At 50.9% G+C, this 19,209-nt stretch carries 24 protein-coding genes; 13 read left to right on the forward strand and 11 right to left on the reverse strand.

What is annotated here, in order from left to right; all coding sequences use genetic code 11:
• Positions 1–8 precede the first annotated feature (8 nt).
• The 7 genes from rpoN to H9644_RS13645 are packed head-to-tail and all read right to left on the reverse strand — an operon-like array spanning position 9 to position 5,884.
• Positions 9–1,442 carry an RNA polymerase factor sigma-54 gene (gene rpoN / locus H9644_RS13615; protein ID WP_064529516.1) on the reverse strand — a complete coding sequence of 478 codons (1,434 nt, stop codon included), beginning with the start codon at positions 1,440–1,442 and terminating at the stop codon, positions 9–11.
• Between the two features lie 47 nt (positions 1,443–1,489).
• Complete coding sequence (gene lptB / locus H9644_RS13620) at positions 1,490–2,215, reverse strand: LPS export ABC transporter ATP-binding protein (RefSeq protein ID WP_000224099.1); 726 nt, start codon at positions 2,213–2,215, stop codon at positions 1,490–1,492.
• Between the two features lie 6 nt (positions 2,216–2,221).
• The gene (gene lptA, locus H9644_RS13625) at positions 2,222–2,779 is read right to left on the reverse strand and encodes a lipopolysaccharide ABC transporter substrate-binding protein LptA (protein WP_064529517.1); all 558 of its coding nucleotides are present in this window, start codon (positions 2,777–2,779) and stop codon (positions 2,222–2,224) included.
• Positions 2,748–3,323, reverse strand: coding sequence for an LPS export ABC transporter periplasmic protein LptC (gene lptC / locus H9644_RS13630; protein WP_064529518.1), 576 nt, complete (start codon positions 3,321–3,323; stop codon positions 2,748–2,750). Before lptC ends, lptA begins: the two co-directional genes overlap by 32 nt.
• Positions 3,320–3,886, reverse strand: coding sequence for a 3-deoxy-manno-octulosonate-8-phosphatase KdsC (kdsC, locus tag H9644_RS13635; RefSeq protein ID WP_064529519.1), 567 nt, complete (start codon positions 3,884–3,886; stop codon positions 3,320–3,322). The genes lptC and kdsC overlap by 4 nt, the downstream gene beginning before the upstream one ends.
• A gap of 20 nt (positions 3,887–3,906) precedes the next feature.
• Positions 3,907–4,893: an arabinose-5-phosphate isomerase KdsD gene (gene kdsD / locus H9644_RS13640; protein WP_064529520.1), complete on the reverse strand. Its 987-nt coding sequence runs from the start codon at positions 4,891–4,893 to the stop codon at positions 3,907–3,909.
• A gap of 13 nt (positions 4,894–4,906) precedes the next feature.
• Positions 4,907–5,884 (reverse strand): calcium/sodium antiporter, encoded by a 978-nt coding sequence (locus H9644_RS13645; protein WP_064529521.1) that lies wholly within the window; start codon positions 5,882–5,884, stop codon positions 4,907–4,909.
• Positions 5,885–6,092: 208 nt separating this feature from the next.
• On the opposite strand from H9644_RS13645, the gene mlaF reads away from it, so the two are divergent.
• From mlaF to murA, 7 genes are all read left to right on the forward strand, one after another.
• The gene (mlaF, locus tag H9644_RS13650; RefSeq protein ID WP_064529522.1) at positions 6,093–6,902 is read left to right on the forward strand and encodes a phospholipid ABC transporter ATP-binding protein MlaF; all 810 of its coding nucleotides are present in this window, start codon (positions 6,093–6,095) and stop codon (positions 6,900–6,902) included.
• A gap of 7 nt (positions 6,903–6,909) precedes the next feature.
• Positions 6,910–7,692: a lipid asymmetry maintenance ABC transporter permease subunit MlaE gene (gene mlaE / locus H9644_RS13655; RefSeq protein WP_000925795.1), complete on the forward strand. Its 783-nt coding sequence runs from the start codon at positions 6,910–6,912 to the stop codon at positions 7,690–7,692.
• A 4-nt stretch (positions 7,693–7,696) separates the two neighbouring features.
• Positions 7,697–8,248 (forward strand): outer membrane lipid asymmetry maintenance protein MlaD, encoded by a 552-nt coding sequence (gene mlaD / locus H9644_RS13660; protein ID WP_032185236.1) that lies wholly within the window; start codon positions 7,697–7,699, stop codon positions 8,246–8,248.
• An 18-nt stretch (positions 8,249–8,266) separates the two neighbouring features.
• The gene (gene mlaC, locus H9644_RS13665) at positions 8,267–8,902 is read left to right on the forward strand and encodes a phospholipid-binding protein MlaC (protein ID WP_064529523.1); all 636 of its coding nucleotides are present in this window, start codon (positions 8,267–8,269) and stop codon (positions 8,900–8,902) included.
• Positions 8,902–9,195, forward strand: a complete 294-nt coding sequence (mlaB, locus tag H9644_RS13670; RefSeq protein ID WP_064529524.1) for a lipid asymmetry maintenance protein MlaB — start codon at positions 8,902–8,904, stop codon at positions 9,193–9,195. Before mlaC ends, mlaB begins: the two co-directional genes overlap by 1 nt.
• A gap of 159 nt (positions 9,196–9,354) precedes the next feature.
• Positions 9,355–9,609, forward strand: a complete 255-nt coding sequence (gene ibaG / locus H9644_RS13675) for a BolA family iron metabolism protein IbaG (protein WP_010379217.1) — start codon at positions 9,355–9,357, stop codon at positions 9,607–9,609.
• A gap of 54 nt (positions 9,610–9,663) precedes the next feature.
• Complete coding sequence (gene murA / locus H9644_RS13680; RefSeq protein WP_064529525.1) at positions 9,664–10,923, forward strand: UDP-N-acetylglucosamine 1-carboxyvinyltransferase; 1,260 nt, start codon at positions 9,664–9,666, stop codon at positions 10,921–10,923.
• A gap of 47 nt (positions 10,924–10,970) precedes the next feature.
• Here the strand turns inward: murA and sfsB are convergent, their stop codons facing one another.
• Positions 10,971–11,249 (reverse strand): DNA-binding transcriptional regulator SfsB, encoded by a 279-nt coding sequence (gene sfsB / locus H9644_RS13685; protein WP_064529526.1) that lies wholly within the window; start codon positions 11,247–11,249, stop codon positions 10,971–10,973.
• Positions 11,250–11,473: 224 nt separating this feature from the next.
• Entirely contained in the window at positions 11,474–12,445 is a 972-nt protein-coding gene (gene ispB / locus H9644_RS13690) for an octaprenyl diphosphate synthase (protein WP_064529527.1), read from the reverse strand.
• Positions 12,446–12,703: 258 nt separating this feature from the next.
• On the opposite strand from ispB, the gene rplU reads away from it, so the two are divergent.
• The 4 genes from rplU to cgtA all read left to right on the forward strand — a co-directional run bounded on the left by rplU (position 12,704) and on the right by cgtA (position 15,573).
• Entirely contained in the window at positions 12,704–13,015 is a 312-nt protein-coding gene (rplU, locus tag H9644_RS13695; RefSeq protein ID WP_000271401.1) for a 50S ribosomal protein L21, read from the forward strand.
• A gap of 20 nt (positions 13,016–13,035) precedes the next feature.
• Complete coding sequence (rpmA, locus tag H9644_RS13700; RefSeq protein ID WP_000940596.1) at positions 13,036–13,293, forward strand: 50S ribosomal protein L27; 258 nt, start codon at positions 13,036–13,038, stop codon at positions 13,291–13,293.
• Between the two features lie 126 nt (positions 13,294–13,419).
• Positions 13,420–14,385 carry a DMT family transporter gene (locus H9644_RS13705; RefSeq protein WP_191774966.1) on the forward strand — a complete coding sequence of 322 codons (966 nt, stop codon included), beginning with the start codon at positions 13,420–13,422 and terminating at the stop codon, positions 14,383–14,385.
• A 15-nt stretch (positions 14,386–14,400) separates the two neighbouring features.
• Positions 14,401–15,573 carry an Obg family GTPase CgtA gene (gene cgtA, locus H9644_RS13710; protein WP_000673561.1) on the forward strand — a complete coding sequence of 391 codons (1,173 nt, stop codon included), beginning with the start codon at positions 14,401–14,403 and terminating at the stop codon, positions 15,571–15,573.
• A 216-nt stretch (positions 15,574–15,789) separates the two neighbouring features.
• Here cgtA and dacB read toward each other — a convergent pair whose 3' ends face one another.
• Complete coding sequence (gene dacB / locus H9644_RS13715) at positions 15,790–17,223, reverse strand: serine-type D-Ala-D-Ala carboxypeptidase (RefSeq protein ID WP_105289236.1); 1,434 nt, start codon at positions 17,221–17,223, stop codon at positions 15,790–15,792.
• Positions 17,224–17,470: 247 nt separating this feature from the next.
• Here dacB and greA point away from each other — a divergent pair, with 247 nt between their 5' ends.
• Positions 17,471–17,947, forward strand: coding sequence for a transcription elongation factor GreA (gene greA / locus H9644_RS13720; protein ID WP_064529530.1), 477 nt, complete (start codon positions 17,471–17,473; stop codon positions 17,945–17,947).
• A 155-nt stretch (positions 17,948–18,102) separates the two neighbouring features.
• Here the strand turns inward: greA and yhbY are convergent, their stop codons facing one another.
• Positions 18,103–18,396 (reverse strand): ribosome assembly RNA-binding protein YhbY, encoded by a 294-nt coding sequence (gene yhbY / locus H9644_RS13725; RefSeq protein WP_001054420.1) that lies wholly within the window; start codon positions 18,394–18,396, stop codon positions 18,103–18,105.
• Positions 18,397–18,521: 125 nt separating this feature from the next.
• On the opposite strand from yhbY, the gene rlmE reads away from it, so the two are divergent.
• Positions 18,522–19,151, forward strand: coding sequence for a 23S rRNA (uridine(2552)-2'-O)-methyltransferase RlmE (gene rlmE, locus H9644_RS13730; protein WP_000145975.1), 630 nt, complete (start codon positions 18,522–18,524; stop codon positions 19,149–19,151).
• Positions 19,152–19,209: the final 58 nt, after the last annotated feature.

Below are 19,209 nucleotides of genomic sequence, written 5' to 3' on the forward strand. Positions count from 1 at the left end.
CGGTTGGGTCAAACGAGCTGTTTACGCTGGTTTGACGGCGGAATGGATAAAGACTCTCGGTACTTCGCAACAGTGCGGCGTGCCACCATGATACCTTGTTCCGACAACAAAGAGGTTAACTTGCTGTCGCTCAACGGTTTCGCTGGGTTTTCCGCCGCGATTAATTTCTTCACCAGCGCACGAATCGCCGTGGAAGATGCTTCGCCACCCCCTTCGGTATTGACGTGGCTGGAAAAGAAATACTTCAGTTCAAAAATGCCTCGTGGACTATGCAGGTATTTTTGCGTGGTCACGCGAGATATCGTCGATTCATGCATTTCGACGGCCTGGGCGATATCAGCCAGCACCATCGGTTTCATATATTCTTCGCCTTGCTCAAAGAAGGCTTGCTGTTGTTCAACAATACAGCGACTGACGCGCAGCAGTGTATCGTTACGGCTCTCCAGACTTTTTATCAACCATTTGGCATCCTGCAGATTGCTGCGGATAAACTGGTTGTCACCATCGTTGCGTGTGCTGTTACACATCGAGGCATAATGCTGGTTGATTTGCAGACGTGGAATACTGTCGCTGTTGAGTTCAACCGTCCAGTGGCCGTTATGCTTACGCACCAGCACATCAGGGATGACATATTCCGGTTCACCGGTCTGGATCGACTGACCGGGACGTGGATCGAGTGACTGGATCAGATTGACGGCTTCTTTCAGCACATCTTCTTTCAGACGTGTGACGCGCATTAACGTACGGAAGTCGTGATTCGCCAGCAGATCAAGATGATCGCTAATGATCAGTCGGGCCTCTTCCAGCCACGGCGTGTTTTTGTCGAATTGGGAGAGTTGGATCAACAGGCAGTCGCGCAGATCTTTTGCCGCCACGCCGACCGGGTCAAAGCGTTGGATTCGTTTGAGGACAGCTTCAATTTCATCGATGTCGATCTCTTCATCGCCCATGCTTTCGAGAATATCTTCCAGCGGGACGGTCAGATAACCGGTGTCATCAACGGCATCGACGATGGAGGTGGCGATAGCGCGATCGGTGTCAGAAAACGGTGTCAGCTCAACCTGCCACATCAGGTAATCTTGCAAGGTCTGCGTTGTTTCGCCCTGATAGACCGGCAATTCATCGTCGATGTAGTCACCGCTGGTGCCAGAGGGCGTACCGGCGGTGTAGATGGTGTCCCAACTGGCATCGAGCGGCAGTTCTTCCGGCATCTCTTTTTGCTCGAGCGCGTCGGCGGTGTCCAGCGTTTCGCTGTCCGGCGTTTCACGAGTATCGATTTCATCATGAGTGTCGATTTGCTCAAGCAGTGGATTACTCTCCAGCGCCTGCTGCAACTCTTGTTGAAGTTCCAGCGTGGACAGCTGCAACAGACGAATTGCCTGTTGTAGCTGAGGCGTCATCGCCAGTTGCTGACTAAGCCTGAGTTGCAAACCTTGCTTCATGTTCAGAATCGTACTCTCCTGCTAAAACGTCGCGAGCTTCTACCCTATCAGAGTCTGAAGTCTTCCCCAAGGTATACACGCTTAACGTGTTCGTCTTGTAAGATTTCTGTCGGCGTGCCATGAGCGATTAAATGCCCCTGACTGACGATATAAGCGCGTTCACAAACAGCTAGCGTTTCACGCACGTTATGGTCGGTGATAAGCACGCCCAGGCCGCTATCGCGCAGGTGTTCAATGATACGTTTGATGTCGATAACCGAGATCGGGTCAACCCCAGCAAACGGTTCATCGAGGAGGATAAATTTCGGATTCGCAGCCAGTGCGCGCGCAATTTCTACACGACGGCGTTCACCACCGGAGAGTGATTGCCCCATGCTGTCGCGTAAATGCTCAATGTGGAACTCTTCCATCAACTCGTTCGCGCGATCTTCACGCTGTTCAGCGGATAAGTCATCACGAATTTGCAGTACCGCCATCAGGTTATCGTAAACGCTGAGGCGACGGAAAATAGAGGCTTCCTGCGGCAAATAGCCGATACCACGACGCGCGCGCGCATGCAGTGGCAGCAGGCTGATATCGTCGTCATCAATAATAATGTTGCCCGCATCGCGCGGCACAATGCCAACGACCATGTAGAAAGTCGTCGTCTTACCGGCACCGTTTGGCCCCAGCAAACCGACAATCTCCCCGGAGTTGACGGTCAGGCTGACGTCTTCCACCACGCGGCGGCCTTTATAGGCTTTTGCAAGGTTCTTTGCAGTTAAAGTTGCCATAACGAATTAATTACCCTTCTTCTGCGCCGGGGTCTGGCCTTTGTTGTTTTTGTCCTGCAACTGTGACGGCACCAGAACGGTGGTCACACGCTTACCTTTGTCACTGAAAGCCTGCATTTTCTGCTCTTTCACCAGGTAAGTGATCTTATCGCCCTTAATATTGCTATCGACCTGTTGCAGATAAGCATTACCGGTGAGCACGACGAAATCTTTCGCCAGTTCGTAATGCATCTGGGATGCATGGCCTTCGACTGGCTTGCCGTTATCCTGCATTTGATAGAAGGTGGCCGGGTTGCCGTAACCGTCGATCACTTCCTTGCCTTGTTCACCACCCGGACGGGTAACGACCACTTTATCGGCATTAATTTTAATGGTGCCTTGAGTCACGACGACATTACCGGTGAAGGTGACCACATTGCCTTGCATATCAAGAGATTGCTGGTCCGACTCAATGTGGATCGGTTGGTCAGTATCTCCGGTAACGGCAAATGCCGGAATGCTGGCGGCCAGAAGTGAGCTGGCAAGCACAAGATTAAGGCTGAGTTTGTTTGTTTTGAATTTCATAAGATGTTCTAACCTTTTCAATCAGCTCGGCATTCTTGCTGCGTAAGTTGCCGCGCATTTTCAGACCGCTGGAGTTAAATGTTGTTCCGTATAACGTGACGAGGTCTTCAGAGGTAACATCCTGCGTCACCAGATTGATCTGCGCGTTATCCGTCGTGATTCTGCGAAGTTGAGAGTCTGGCACGAGTGCGTTGACTTCAACGTGTCCATATAAATAGAGCATCCGGTCATTGGTTAGCTTGGCTTTATCTGCTTTAACCGACCATGTCGGGATTTTATCCTTATCAAACGTGGTAAGTACTGGTTGCGTAAACCACGAAACGGCCTGATCGGAATAATATTCAACGTGTTGAGCAATCAATCGATAGCTTAAGGCTCCTTCTGGGTTATAGACGAGCGTGTCCGTATGCTCGCTTTTATAGGTGGGATCATTGTTGTTGACGACCACCTGGGCGGTATCGTCTTTCTCGGTCATGTTAACGCCGATCATCACCAGAACCGCCAGTGATAGCACAATGATAACCCAACGTCTGGCTTTACTCATATCGATTGCCCTTTGGCTTCATCCAGTTTGCCCTGCGCCAGAAGTAATAAGTCGCAAACTTCACGAACCGCGCCGCGACCGCCAGCAATGCGCGTCACGTAATCAGCGCGCGGAATCAATAGCGGATGCGCGTCGGCTACGGCCACGCTTAAGCCCACTTTTTCCATTACTGGCCAGTCGATAAGATCATCACCAACGTAAGCCACGTTTTCTGGCGCGATCGCCAGTTTTTCCAGCAGATCGCCAAAGGCGATAAGCTTGTTTGATTGCCCCTGATACAGATGGGTGATCCCTAATGTTGCACACCGATCTTCTACCAGTTTAGCCTTTCGTCCAGTAATGATGGCGACTTCAATATCAGAGGTGAGCGCACAGCGGATACCATAACCGTCACGAACGTTGAACGCTTTCAGCTCTTCGCCATTGTTACCCATATAAATCAGGCCATCTGACAATACGCCATCAACGTCGAGGATCAGCAGACGAATGTTCTCTGCTTTTGCCATCACATCGGCGCTAACAGGGCCGTAACAGGTCGCAAGCGACGCACCTGCTTTACTCATTGTTGTTTATCCTTGAATCTTTACACTACGCCAGCACGCAATAAATCGTGCATATGTAACACACCGAGTAAATAGTCGCCATCGGCAACCATTACGGAAGTGATATGGCGGGATTGCATTAAGTTCAGCGCCTCAACGGCCAGAATGCCAGGACGTACACGAATTCCCCCCGGCGTCATCACATCGGCAATACCTAACTGACGGACATCCACGCCCATATCGAAGACACGGCGTAAATCACCGTCGGTAAAGATGCCTTCAATCATCATATTGTCATCGCAAATGACGGTCATACCAAGATTTTTGCGGGTGACTTCCAGCAGCGCATCGCGCAGGCTGGCCGTTTTCTTGACATGCGGGATCTCGTCGCCCGTATGCATAATATCGCTGACGCGCAGCAGAAGTTTACGACCTAGTGCGCCGCCTGGATGCGAAAGTGCAAAATCCTCGGCGGTAAAGCCGCGCGCTTTCAACAAGGCGACGGCGAGCGCATCTCCCATGACCAGCGTCGCGGTAGTGCTGCTGGTTGGCGCCAGCCCTAACGGACAGGCTTCCTTCGCTACTTTAACACACAGATGCACGTCTGCTGCGCGTGCCATGCTGCTCTCCGGACGACCGGTGATGCAAATTAACGGCACATGCAGGCGTTTGAGTACCGGGATTAAGGCCGTGATTTCGCTGGATTCACCTGAGTTAGAAATCGCAATAACCACGTCCTGCGGGGTGACCATGCCTAAATCGCCATGTGCGGCCTCACCGGGATGGACGAAAAATGACGGAGTACCGGTGCTGGCAAAGGTTGCTGCCATTTTGCGCCCAATGTGTCCCGATTTACCCATTCCCATGACCACGACTTTACCTTTACACCAGAACATCTTTTCACAGGCGAGCGTGAAATTCTGATTGATGTATTGATCAAGCTCTGCCAGGCATTCACGTTCAATCGCCAGGACTTCTTTACCTGCTTGCTGAAAGTCAAAACCCGGTTGCAACTCTACGTGCGACATAATGCGTTTCCAGTTATTCAACGAGTATTGGCGATAACCAGTACAACATCGCCAGCCATACGACAAATCCGCCTGTTAATAATACCCCAATGCCACGGCCTGGTTGCGGGGTGCGCCGCCAGCATAGCAACGCAAAAATAATGCTGACCAACAGCATCACGCTGCAGTCACGACTGTATGCTAGTGGGTTAACCTCCCCGGGCGTTATCAGCGCGGGTAAACCCAGCACGATGACAATATTAAAAATGTTTGCGCCAATGATATTACCGACAGCGATGTCGTTTTCACCTTTGCGAAAACCGGCTATCGCGGTTGCCAGTTCCGGCAAACTAGTGCCGATAGCGATTGCCGTCAGACCAATAGTCAACTCGCTGATGGCAAAGTAATTCGCCAGTACAGTGGCGTTATCAATCACCATCCGCGTTGCTACCGGCATGATAATCAATGCAATGCCGAGCCATAAAAACGCGACAGGCAAACCACCTTCGCGCGGTAACTCTGCAAGCTGTTCTCTGGTCAGGCTGTCAGTTCCCTGACGTTCTGCCTGACGTGCAAGTTTAACAATGAACAGCAGCCATAGCACAGCCAGAAAGAGGAGAAAGATACCATCGCTGCGACCAAGTTGTCCGTCATAGAGTACGGAACCGGCCACCACACTGACTAATAACATTAATGGTAATTCACGGCGCAGAACATCGGAATGGACGGTAAAAGGGCGCACCAGCGCAGCCAGACCGAGGATCAGTAAAATATTGATTATGTTTGAGCCGAGTGCTGTGCCGACGGCTAGATCTCGTTGTTCATGCAGCGACGCGGCAAGCGAAACGATTATTTCTGGAAGTGACGTGCCAATACTGACTACGGTCATGCCAATGATCAGTGGCTGGATGCCAAAAGAGCGGCAAAGTATAGAGGCGGCAAATACCAGACGGTCGGCACTGTAAACGACCAAAAGTAAACCAACAATTAACAGTGCCGTAGCTAAAAGCATCTAACGTCCTTTCTTCAGGTATACTCGCCGGTCGCTGAAGATTTTCAGAAAGCCGAGACGGATTCTTAATTTTGACTTTATGCAGCTAAAAAGTAAAACAAATGCCAGCTTTCGCTAACCACCGCGGGTAATATTCTGTAAATATGTTGGGTTCAAGGTTAAATTGAGCGCCATGCTTAGAAAATCAACGCAAGACGAAGGGTGAATTATGGAGCAGTCTGTGGCGAATTTAGTCGATATGCGCGATGTCAGTTTTACGCGTGGCAATCGCTGCATCTTCGATAATATTTCCCTGACCGTGCCGCGAGGAAAGATCACGGCAATCATGGGGCCATCGGGCATCGGTAAAACGACGCTACTCCGTCTGATTGGGGGGCAAATCGCGCCAGATCACGGCGAGATCCTTTTTGATGGTGAGAATATTCCGGCGATGTCTCGTTCGCGCCTGTATACCGTGCGTAAACGGATGAGCATGTTGTTTCAGTCCGGAGCGCTGTTCACCGATATGAACGTTTTTGACAACGTCGCTTATCCACTGCGCGAGCATACTCACCTTCCTGCGCCGTTGCTGCATAGCACTGTGATGATGAAGCTGGAAGCCGTGGGGCTACGCGGAGCGGCTAAACTTATGCCATCGGAGCTTTCAGGCGGGATGGCGCGTCGTGCGGCGCTGGCGCGTGCAATTGCGCTGGAGCCGGATCTCATCATGTTTGATGAACCGTTTGTTGGGCAAGATCCCATCACTATGGGCGTACTGGTGAAGCTGATTTCCGAGCTGAACAGCGCGCTGGGCGTAACCTGTGTGGTGGTTTCTCACGATGTGCCGGAAGTCTTAAGTATTGCGGATCACGCCTGGATCCTGGCGGACAAAAAAATTGTCGCTCATGGTAGCGCCCAGGCGTTGCAGGCGAATCCTGATCCTCGCGTACGTCAGTTTCTGGACGGGATTGCTGACGGGCCAGTTCCGTTCCGCTATCCTGCCGGCGATTATCACGCTGATCTTTTACCAGGGAGTTAAGCCACTCATGCTGTTAAATGCGCTGGCGTCGCTCGGACATAAAGGGATTAAAACCCTGAGAACGTTCGGGCGGGCCGGGTTAATGTTATTCAATGCGCTGGTCGGCAAACCGGAATTTCGCAAACATGCGCCGCTGTTGGTGCGTCAGCTCTATAATGTCGGCGTCCTGTCGATGCTGATTATTGTGGTTTCTGGCGTGTTCATTGGAATGGTGCTGGGTCTGCAAGGTTATCTGGTGCTAACCACTTATAGTGCGGAAACCAGTTTGGGGATGCTGGTGGCCTTGTCGCTGCTGCGCGAACTGGGGCCGGTGGTTGCAGCACTGCTGTTTGCCGGACGTGCTGGTTCGGCGTTAACCGCAGAAATCGGTTTGATGCGTGCCACAGAACAGCTCTCCAGCATGGAGATGATGGCGGTGGATCCACTGCGCCGCGTCATTTCCCCGCGTTTCTGGGCCGGGGTAATTTCACTACCGCTGCTGACGGTAATTTTCGTCGCCGTGGGGATCTGGGGCGGATCGCTGGTTGGTGTCAGTTGGAAAGGCATTGATAGTGGGTTCTTCTGGTCGGCAATGCAAAACGCCGTCGACTGGCGTATGGATCTGGTCAACTGTCTGATTAAGAGCGTGGTGTTCGCCATTACGGTGACGTGGATTTCGCTGTTTAACGGTTATGACGCCATCCCGACCTCTGCCGGGATTAGCCGGGCAACCACTCGTACCGTTGTCCACTCGTCTCTGGCCGTACTGGGGCTGGATTTTGTGCTGACCGCATTGATGTTTGGGAATTGAGTTCATGCAAACGAAAAAAAATGAAATTTGGGTGGGTATCTTTTTATTAGCAGCACTGTTGGCGGCGCTGTTTGTTTGCCTGAAGGCGGCAAACGTGACGTCAATGCGAACTGAACCGACCTACACGCTTTATGCGACGTTCGATAATATCGGCGGCCTGAAAGCGCGCTCTCCGGTTAGTATTGGTGGTGTTGTTGTAGGCCGGGTTGCGGATATTACGCTGGACCCAAAAACCTATCTACCGCGCGTGACGCTGGAAATTGAACAACGTTATAACCACATTCCTGATACCAGTTCGTTGAGCATTCGTACTTCCGGTCTGCTTGGGGAACAATATCTGGCATTAAACGTCGGTTTTGAAGACCCTGAGCTGGGTACTGCTATCCTGAAGGATGGCGATACGATTCAGGACACCAAATCTGCGATGGTTCTGGAAGATCTCATTGGTCAGTTCCTTTACGGCAGTAAAGGTGATGACAATAAGAATAGTGGCGATGCGCCAGCCGCTGCGCCAGGTAATAATGAAACCACTGAACCTGTGGGTACAACGAAATAATTTCAGGAGAACCGACGCATGTTTAAACGTCTAATGATGGTCGCTTTGCTAATGATTGCATCGCTGAGTGCGGCAACCGCGGCAGATCAGACCAATCCGTATAAACTGATGGACGAGGCGGCGCAGAAAACGTTCGATCGCCTGAAGAATGAACAATCGCAAATTCGGGCTAACCCGGATTATCTGCGTACCATCGTCGATCAAGAGCTGCTACCGTACGTACAGATAAAATACGCCGGTGCGCTGGTACTGGGTCAGTACTACAAAAGCGCGACCCCAGCCCAGCGTGAAGCCTACTTTGCCGCTTTCCATGAGTATCTGAAGCAGGCTTACGGTCAGGCACTGGCGATGTATCACGGTCAGACCTATCAGATTGCGCCGGAACAGCCGTTGGGTGATAAAACCATTGTACCTATCCGCGTCACCATTATTGACCCGAATGGTCGTCCGCCAGTACGCCTGGATTTCCAGTGGCGTAAAAACTCTCAGACTGGCAAGTGGCAGGCTTACGACATGATTGCCGAAGGCGTCAGCATGATCACCACGAAACAAAATGAGTGGGGAACGCTGCTTCGTACCAAAGGCATTGACGGTCTGACCGCGCAACTGAAATCGATTTCTCAGCAGAAAATTACGCTGGAAGAGAAAAAATAATGAGCGAGTCACTGAGCTGGATGCAGACGGACGACACTCTGGTATTAACCGGAGAGTTGGATCAGGACGTACTGCTGCCGCTTTGGGAAATGCGTGACGAAGTGGTGAGGGGGATTACCCGCATCGATCTTAGTCGCGTATCCCGCGTTGATACAGGTGGACTGGCGCTGCTGCTCCATCTGATCGATTTGGCGAAAAAGCAGGGCAATAGCGTGACGCTTCAGGGGGTAAACGACAAGGTGTATACCCTGGCAAAATTGTATAATTTGCCGTCTGATGTCCTGCCTCGTTAATTTTTTTCAGGCTGGATAAGGCGTTACCCGCCTGTCCGGCAAACCTACCAGTAAGCCGAGCCTTGTCTGATTAATCAGCAAGGCTTTTTGCTTATTTATGACAGCGCAACTTTGCTCTAAGATGTTTCGCTGGTTTATTAACTGATGAATGAAGATCCCATGGAAAATAATGAAATTCAGAGCGTGCTGATGAACGCTCTTTCCCTCCAGGAAGTCCACGTTTCCGGCGATGGCAGCCACTTTCAGGTTATTGCCGTGGGTGAGATGTTTGATGGCATGAGCCGGGTTAAAAAACAGCAGACGGTTTACGGTCCGCTGATGGAGTATATTGCGGATAACCGCATTCATGCTGTGTCGATCAAAGCGTATACCCCTGCGGAGTGGGCGCGCGATCGCAAACTGAACGGCTTTTGAGCTATGGGCGATACGCCGGTAGCGGATATGAATTGTTAACTGAGAACATACTAAATGGATAAATTTCGTGTTCAGGGGCCAACGAAGCTCCAGGGCGAAGTCACAATTTCCGGCGCTAAAAATGCTGCTCTGCCTATCCTTTTCGCTGCACTGCTGGCGGAAGAACCGGTGGAGATCCAGAACGTCCCGAAACTGAAAGACGTCGATACATCAATGAAGCTGCTTAGTCAGCTTGGCGCCAAAGTAGAACGTAATGGTTCTGTGCATATTGATGCCCGCGACGTTAATGTCTTCTGCGCGCCTTACGATCTGGTTAAAACCATGCGTGCCTCTATCTGGGCGCTTGGGCCACTGGTGGCTCGTTTTGGTCAGGGACAGGTTTCTCTGCCTGGTGGTTGTACGATTGGTGCTCGTCCGGTTGATTTACATATTTCCGGCCTTGAGCAATTAGGCGCGACCATCAAACTGGAAGAAGGTTATGTTAAAGCTTCCGTCGATGGCCGTCTGAAAGGCGCGCACATCGTGATGGATAAAGTCAGTGTTGGTGCAACCGTGACCATCATGTGTGCAGCAACCCTGGCAGAAGGCACCACGATTATTGAAAACGCGGCGCGTGAACCGGAAATCGTCGATACTGCGAACTTCCTGGTTACGCTGGGCGCGAAAATTAGCGGCCAGGGTACCGATCGTATTGTTATCGAAGGGGTGGATCGCTTAGGTGGCGGCGTCTACCGCGTCCTGCCGGATCGAATTGAAACCGGTACTTTCCTGGTTGCTGCGGCAATCTCTCGCGGCAAAATCATCTGCCGTAATGCCCAACCAGATACCCTTGACGCTGTGCTGGCGAAACTGCGTGACGCCGGGGCGGACATTGAAGTGGGTGAAGACTGGATTAGCCTGGATATGCACGGCAAACGTCCAAAGGCCGTTAACGTACGTACCGCGCCGCATCCGGCGTTTCCTACCGATATGCAGGCCCAGTTCACGCTGCTGAACCTGGTGGCAGAAGGAACCGGATTTATCACCGAAACGGTCTTTGAAAACCGCTTTATGCATGTCCCTGAGCTGAGTCGTATGGGCGCGCATGCCGAAATTGAAAGCAATACCGTTATTTGTCACGGTGTTGAAAAACTTTCTGGCGCCCAGGTAATGGCAACCGATCTGCGTGCTTCAGCAAGTCTGGTGCTGGCTGGCTGCATTGCAGAAGGTACAACGGTTGTTGATCGTATTTATCACATCGATCGTGGCTACGAACGCATTGAAGACAAACTTCGCGCGCTTGGTGCTAACATTGAGCGTGTGAAAGGCGAGTAATCGTCTGATAGCCGGCAGCCCCGTTCGCGGGGCTACCGCCAGGCTACTCATTTTTGCGGTTTGGTGTAGCTGCGCATCAACTGCGATCTGTCGATAAACTCATGGGTCAGCGGGTCATGATAGCGTGATGGCCAGATAACCCAGGGATCAGTTCCTAATGCTTTCGCAATAATCATCTCTCCTTTCGGCCAGGGACGCGATAATGCATTCGCCAGTGTCGAGGAGCTCAAACCATTTCTGCGAGATTCCGCCGCCATTGACGTTCCTCTTTTCCGCAAACCCGCAATGATATCGGCGGGATGCCAGTCAATGAAATTATTCTCCATCTTTCCTCACTCCTTAAGTTAGTCGCTTTCATTCAGAACATGCGTTCTGTCGAGTATCACTATACTCCTGATGGCGCATTGTTCTAAAAAGTTCCTGTAAGAAGTGTGAATATTCAGAATATATCAAGATGAGACGTCTGTATTTGAGGAGAATTTTCGCGTAATGAAGTTTTTTTGGAGTTTACTGGAATTATCCCGCGCGGTGCGCGGGATAACAGGGGAGATTAACGATCGCGTTGAACAGCGATGTGTGCGAGGCCGATTAACGCCTCTCGCCACGGGGTATCTGGTAACACTTGCAATGCAGCAATGGCTTTGTCTGCTTCTTCTTCTGCACGCTGACGCGTCCATTCCAGAGAGCCGCAAGCGTTCATTGCTTCCAGAACCGGTTCCAGCAGATGTCGGCCGTTCCCTTGTTCGATGGCGTTACGGATCATCTGTGCCTGTTCTGGTGTGCCATGATGCATCGCATGCAACAGCGGCAGCGTTGGTTTTCCTTCGTTCAGGTCATCCCCAACGTTTTTACCCAACTGTTCGCCATCAGCATTGTAATCAAGTAGATCGTCGATTAGCTGGAAGGCCGTGCCAAGATAACGACCATAATCCTGCAGGCCTTTTTCCTCTTCAGGCGTACAGCCTGCCAGAATACCGGAACACTGAGCAGCAGCCTCGAACAGACGTGCGGTTTTGCTGTAAATAACGCGCATGTAGTTCTCTTCGGTGATGTCCGGATCATTAACGTTCATCAGTTGCAGAACTTCACCTTCCGCGATGACGTTTACGGCTTCTGACATCACTTCCAGCACTTTGAGTGAGCCGAGGCTGGTCATCATCTGGAACGCACGGGTATAAATAAAATCGCCTACCAGCACGCTGGCAGCGTTACCAAAGGCGGCGTTGGCGGTAGCTTTACCTCGACGCATATCTGATTCATCCACAACGTCGTCGTGTAGCAGGGTCGCCGTGTGGATAAACTCAATTAGGGCAGCAATGGTGACATGTGCATTCCCCTCATAGCCAACAGCTCGTGCAGCCAGTACAGCAATCATCGGACGAATACGTTTACCGCCGCCGCTGACGATGTAATAGCCTAACTGATTGATCAGTTGGACGTCGGAATTAAGCTGCTCGAGAATTGCTGCATTAACACCCGCCATATCTTGCGCGGTTAACTCATTGATTTTTTCTAAATTCATCGCAAAAGCCGGGCTTTTCGCCCCGATTACCTTACTGTGAACAGAGGCAACTTAGGGTTTATGGTTAGGAATATAGAGTGATTGTACTGAAAAAATGGCACAGATAAACGTTACCGTACAAGTTGTGTTTTTTTTCTTCGTGTATTGACTGTAGCACTTGTCAAAGGCGTGCGTTTTGCGTAATATTCGCGCCCTATTGTGAATATTTATAGCGCACTCTGAATCATTGAAAAGGTGTGCGCGGAAGCGGAGTTTTATATGTACGCGGTTTTCCAAAGTGGTGGTAAACAACACCGAGTAAGCGAAGGTCAGACCGTTCGCCTGGAAAAGCTGGACATCGCAACTGGCGAAACTGTTGAGTTCGCTGAAGTGCTGATGATCGCAAACGGTGAAGAAGTCAAAATCGGCGTTCCTTTCGTTGATGGCGGCGTAATCAAAGCTGAAGTTGTTGCTCACGGTCGTGGCGAGAAAGTTAAAATCGTTAAGTTTCGCCGTCGTAAACACTATCGTAAGCAGCAGGGCCATCGTCAGTGGTTCACTGATGTGAAAATTACTGGCATCAGCGCCTAAGACCTGAGGAGAGATTTCAAATGGCACATAAAAAGGCTGGCGGCTCCACACGTAACGGTCGCGATTCAGAAGCTAAACGCCTGGGCGTTAAGCGTTTCGGTGGCGAATCCGTTCTGGCGGGTAGCATCATCGTTCGTCAACGTGGTACCAAATTCCACGCTGGTACTAACGTAGGTTGCGGTCGCGACCACACTCTGTTTGCTAAAGCAGACGGTAAAGTGAAATTCGAAGTTAAAGGCCCGAAAAACCGTAAGTTTATCAGCATCGAAGCTGAATAAGTTTTTCGCGTCCCGGTAACGGATGAAAGCCCCGCAACGTGTTGCGGGGCTTTTTACATTCGATAACCGGTAAAAATGCGCATGGTGCGGCGTTAATCCGCAAATGTGCTTTGTAGGGAATACGGTATGAAGCAGCAGGCAGGCATTGGTATTCTTTTGGCACTCACTACAGCAATTTGCTGGGGTGCATTGCCGATTGCAATGAAGCAGGTGCTGGAGGTGATGGAGCCTCCGACGATCGTGTTTTACCGTTTCTTAATGGCGAGTATAGGTCTTGGCGCCATTCTTGCGGTGAAGAAGAGGCTGCCGCCATTACGCGTGTTTCGTAAGCCGCGTTGGCTGATTTTGCTGGCTGTAGCAACTGCCGGGCTGTTTGGGAACTTCATCCTGTTCAGCTCATCCTTACAATACCTGACTCCGACCGCCTCGCAGGTGATTGGGCAACTCTCGCCGGTTGGCATGATGGTTGCCAGCGTATTTATCCTGAAAGAGAAAATGCGCAGCACCCAGGTGGTGGGAGCATTGATGCTCCTGAGCGGGCTGGTGATGTTTTTTAATAACAGTCTGGTCGAGATTTTCACCAAGCTCACTGATTACACCTGGGGAGTTATCTTTGGTGTCGGAGCGGCGACGGTCTGGGTAAGTTATGGCGTGGCGCAAAAGGTTTTATTGCGTCGACTGGCTTCACCGCAGATCCTGTTTTTACTGTACACTTTGTGTACAATAGCGCTCTTCCCGCTGGCGAAGCCTGGGGTAATAGCGCAGCTTAGCCATTGGCAGATCGCATGTTTAATTTTTTGCGGACTGAATACCTTGGTAGGATATGGCGCCCTGGCGGAAGCGATGGCACGCTGGCAGGCAGCGCAGGTGAGCGCGATCATCACGCTTACTCCACTGTTTACGCTGTTTTTTTCAGATCTTTTATCACTGGCCTGGCCCGATTTCTTCGCCAGACCGAAGTTAAACCTTTTGGGTTATCTCGGTGCGTTTGTCGTGGTTGCGGGCGCGATGTATTCCGCCATTGGTCATCGTATTTGGGGCGGATTACGTAAGCATACAACGGTGGTATCGCAACCCCGCGCAGGCGAATGATTTACGGAGAATAAAATGAAGTTTGTTGATGAAGCATCGATTCTGGTCGTTGCAGGTGATGGCGGTAATGGTTGTGTGAGCTTCCGCCGCGAAAAATATATTCCGAAAGGCGGCCCGGATGGCGGCGACGGTGGTGACGGTGGTGACGTATGGATGGAAGCCGACGAGAACCTGAACACGCTTATCGATTATCGTTTTGAAAAATCTTTCCGTGCAGAGCGCGGTCAGAACGGCGCAAGCCGCGATTGTACCGGTAAGCGCGGTAAAGACGTAACGATTAAAGTGCCGGTAGGTACGCGCGTTATCGATCAGGGTACTGGCGAAACCATGGGCGATATGACCAAACACGGTCAGCGCCTGCTGGTTGCCAAGGGCGGCTGGCACGGTCTGGGCAATACCCGTTTCAAATCTTCAGTTAACCGTACACCACGGCAGAAAACTAACGGTACACCGGGCGATAAGCGCGAGCTGCTTTTGGAGCTGATGCTGCTGGCAGATGTCGGGATGCTGGGGATGCCAAACGCTGGTAAATCGACCTTTATTCGCGCGGTGTCTGCGGCAAAACCGAAAGTGGCAGACTATCCGTTTACCACGCTCGTACCAAGCCTGGGTGTGGTACGTATGGACAATGAGAAGAGCTTCGTTGTTGCTGATATCCCTGGGCTGATTGAAGGCGCAGCTGAAGGCGCAGGTCTGGGCATTCGCTTCCTTAAGCACCTGGAACGTTGTCGCGTATTGTTGCACCTCATCGATATCGATCCGATTGATGGCACCGATCCGGTTGAGAACGCGCGCATTATTATCAGTGAGCTGGAAAAATACAGTCAGGATCTGGCGGCGAAACCACGCTGGTTAGTCTTCAACAAGATCGACCTGCTGGATAAAGCAGAAGCCGAAGAGAAAGCGAAAGCGATCGCTGAGGCGCTGGGCTGGGAAGATAAATATTATCTGATCTCTGCGGCGAGCGGACTGGGCGTGAAAGATCTCTGCTGGGATGTGATGACCTTTATCATTGAAAACCCAGTCGTGCAGGCCGAAGAAGCGAAACAGCCAGAGAAAGTCGAATTCATGTGGGATGATTATCACCGTCAGCAGCTTGAAGAGATTGCTGAAGAGGATGATGAAGACTGGGATGACGACTGGGACGAAGACGACGAAGAAGGCGTTGAGTTCATTTACAAGCGTTAATCAGTAAAACCACGGCACTGCGCCGTGGTTTGGGATGATGACAAATGCCAAATTGCCGGTTGCGCTACGCTTATCAGGCCTATAAGAGAATTGCAATGTATTGAATTCGCACAATTTTGTCGGCTGGATAAGACGCTTACGCCGCATCCGGCATAAACAAAGCGCACTTTGTCAATAATCTGAAACCCCGGCACTTCGCCGGGGTTTCTCTTTAGACTAATTGTTCTGGTAAATATCTTTATACAAACGGCTTTCAAAACGCACTAACGGAATACGGCGATTACGCTGATCTGCTGGTTCAACTGCATAACCAGAAAGATATTGTACGAACGCCATTCGTTGCCCACTTGCTGTGGTGATGAATCCCGCCAGGTTATACACGCCCTGCAACGAACCTGTTTTCGCTGAAACTTTACCATCTACGCCCGCCTGATGCAGACCTGCACGGTACTGCAACGAACCATCGTAGCCTGCCAAAGGTAGCATTGAGATAAAGTTAAGCTCGTGGTCGTGTTGGGCAATGTATTGCAGCACCTGCATCATGGTGGCTGGCGCAATCAGGTTATGCCGTGAAAGCCCTGAGCCGTCGGCAATAATCGTGTTGCCAATATCGACACCCGCTTGCTTGCGCAGGATCTGGCGTACGGCATCGGAGCCTGCCCGCCATGTCCCCGGAACATTAAAGCGCGCATGACCAATCATGCGAAAGACGGTATCGGCGATCATGTTGTCGGACTTTTTCAGCATAATCTTAAGCAGATCGTGCAAAGGGGCCGACTGTTTACTGGCAACCACGGTTCCAGGGGCGTTAACCTGCGTTTGTCGTAGTAGCGTGCCGGAATAGGTAATGCCTGCCTGTTTTAACTCATCTTTCAGAATCGCTCCGGCGTAGCTGGCACCATCCTGTACGGCAAAAGCCAAAGGTAGCGGCTCTGAACGTTGTGGCAGGCATCCGGTTAACGTAAAGCGGTTAAGGTCGCCTGGTACCACATCCAGCTCGCAATATTGCGCTTCGGCAGAGCCACGGGGGAGAGTGCGTACCTGGCTGAACATTGTAACGGGGTAATAAGAGGCCACGCGTATAAAAGCCATATCACCAGGTTTTGGAGCACTGTAGAGCGAGACGGAGAAGCAATTGCGGTCAACAATGGCGGCGGCAGGCGGGGCGCTAAAGCATTGTGTCATATCATTCCAGGGCCAGCCAGGGGCTTTATCATGGCTGGCAAAAATGGACGTGTCTATGAGTACATTGCCATCGATTTGTGTGACACCAGATTTTTTCAGAGTCGCGACCATATTGCGAATATCCTGACGTTTTAGCGTCGGATCGGCACCAAATCGCGCCACTAAATCGCCTTTAAGCACTCCGTTTTCCACATTGCCTTTGGTTTCAAGCGTAGTGGTAAAACGAAAATCGGGGCCGAGTTGAATCAACGCCGCCAGCGCAGTGATTACTTTTTGCGTACTGGCGGGTAGCGCCATCTGCTGACTGTGGTAATCAATCGTGGGGGCAGACGCGCCGACCCTTTGCACCATCAGGGCAAGGTTGGCGCCAGCGGGAAGTTGAGTAATGTACTCATCTACATTCGCGGCCTGAACACTGAACGCTATACAGCTGGTCAATCCGATGATAAATCTGGAAAATCGCATAATCTCGCGCTAACAACCTGGAATCGAGCCGTCATACTACGGCGCAACGCCCTATAAAGTAAACGATGACCCTTCGGGAACTTCAGGGTAAAATGACTATCAAAATGTGAATTATTGCTGGCCTGGGACCTGTTCCCGGGTCGGTATTTTTTTGCTTCTGGTCCCGACGAGGAGTTGTGCCGGGCATGCCGAACAGCCGGGGCGAGTGGAGACTCGCCCCATCAGGAATATTCAAGAGGTATAACAAATGCAAGCTATTCCGATGACCTTACGCGGCGCTGAAAAATTACGCGAAGAGCTGGATTTTCTGAAATCTGTGCGCCGTCCTGAAATCATTGCTGCTATCGCGGAAGCGCGTGAACATGGCGACCTGAAAGAAAACGCCGAATACCACGCTGCGCGTGAGCAACAGGGTTTTTGCGAAGGCCGTATCAAAGATATCGAAGCCAAGCTGTCGAACGCGCAGGTAATTGATGTCACCAAAATGCCAAACAATGGTCGCGTGATTTTTGGCGCCACCGTAACGGTGTTGAATCTGGATTCTGATGAAGAACAGACCTATCGCATCGTAGGCGATGACGAAGCTGACTTTAAACAGAACCTGATTTCTGTTAACTCGCCAATCGCTCGTGGACTGATTGGCAAAGAAGAAGATGATGTAGTGGTCATCAAAACGCCGGGCGGCGATGTAGAATTTGAAGTAATTAAGGTGGAATACCTGTAAGAATTACCCAATACTCAAAATGTTGATGTATTGTAAAGAAAGGAAAAAGGCCGCTATGCGGCCTTTTATCAACGAACAGAGCGTGGCATTTTGCTCTCCTGCTTGCGGAAAATCCCTCGTTTTACACAGCAAATGTGTGTAACTTTAGGATAATCTTAGCGTGGCAGCGAGATTTTACGTTCTTTAGTTGGACGATAAAGCACCAGCGTTTTACCGATGACCTGTACATTACAGGCGCCGGTTTCGCGCACGATAGCTTCCACGATCAAGGTTTTAGTTTCGCGATCTTCAGTGGCGATTTTCACCTTGATGAGTTCATGGTGCTCTAACGCTTGTTCAATCTCGGCCAGCACCCCTTCGGTCAAACCATTACTGCCAAGCAGAACAACTGGCTTGAGCGGATGTGCCAGACCTTTCAGGTGCTGTTTTTGTTTAGTACTCAGATTCATCGTATTTTTTGCTTACGTTGGGATTGAAAACGGGTCATTCTACCGCCATCTCCCATATATCACCAAATAGGCGCGTAAAAATTTACGCAATTGGTTACGATGAGTTATCCCAATGGGAAAGTTAAATGACAGGTAAGAAGCGTTCTGCCAGCTCCAGTCGCTGGCTTCAGGAACACTTTAGCGATAAATATGTTCAACAGGCACAGAAAAAGGGGTTACGTTCCCGTGCCTGGTTTAAACTTGATGAAATACAGCAAAGTGACAAACTCTTTAAACCGGGAATGACGGTTGTCGACCTTGGCGCCGCGCCTGGCGGTTGGTCACAATATGTGGTCACCCAAATTGGCGGCAAAGGACGCATCATCGCTTGCGATCTTTTACCTATGGATCCTATCGTTGGTGTGGACTTTCTTCAGGGCGATTTTCGTGATGAACTGGTGATGAAAGCACTGCTGGAACGCGTAGGCGACAGTAAAGTCCAGGTTGTCATGTCCGATATGGCACCAAACATGAGCGGAACACCGGCGGTGGATATCCCCCGTGCCATGTATCTGGTGGAACTGGCGCTAGAAATGTGTCGTGATGTGTTGGCGCCAGGTGGCAGTTTTGTAGTGAAGGTGTTCCAGGGCGAAGGTTTCGATGAGTATCTAAGGGAAATTCGCTCCCTGTTTACGAAGGTCAAAGTTCGTAAGCCGGACTCTTCTCGTGCACGTTCGCGGGAAGTGTATATTGTAGCGACCGGGCGTAAACCCTAACCAGGAGATTTCAGACGAAAGTTTGAAAGCTGCTGGATATAGAGTATCCTGACGCTGT

The sequence above is a fragment of the Escherichia whittamii genome, assembly GCF_014836715.1.
GTDB lineage: Bacteria > Pseudomonadota > Gammaproteobacteria > Enterobacterales > Enterobacteriaceae > Escherichia > Escherichia whittamii.